The following is a 540-nucleotide window of genomic DNA, read 5'->3' as shown; positions in this document are numbered from 1 at the left end:
TCGGTTGGTCCCTTGTGGCCGGCCGGCGGTGAATATATCGGCATACTGTTGGGTCCTGAGAGAACACGCGAGTGTTTCTTTCTAGGCAAGAACGACAAGCGGGAAACTGCAGGTCAAACCGCAGCGAGGGTGTGAGCCCTTGTTGGTCCGGTGTCTGCGCATGGTTTCCTGGTTGTGTGTTGTTTGAGAACTGCACAGTGGACGCGAGCATCTTTGTTGTAAGTAGTTAAGAGCGTACGGTGGATGCCTTGGCACCAGGAGCCGATGAAGGACGTAGTAGGCTGCGATAAGCCTCGGGGAGCTGTCAAACGAGCTGTGATCCGAGGGTCTCCGAATGGGGAAACCCAGCACGAGTGATGTCGTGTTACCCGCGCCTGAATATATAGGGCGTGTGGAGGGAACGTGGGGAAGTGAAACATCTCAGTACCCACAGGAAGAGAAAACAACAGTGATTCCGTGAGTAGTGGCGAGCGAAAGCGGAAGAGGCTAAACCATGGATGTGTGATAGCCGGCAGGTGTTGCATTTGTGGGGTTGTGGGG

The 540-nt window shown here is 54.8% G+C and carries 1 rRNA gene; it reads left to right on the top strand.

The window, feature by feature from the left end:
* Positions 1-216: 216 nt before the first annotated feature.
* Positions 217-540 (top strand): 23S ribosomal RNA (locus AC1U2B_RS28600); the annotation flags it as partial.

This window comes from Mycolicibacterium sp. P4_G11 (genome assembly GCF_056555145.1).
This window is presented reverse-complemented; position numbering and strand designations above follow the sequence as displayed.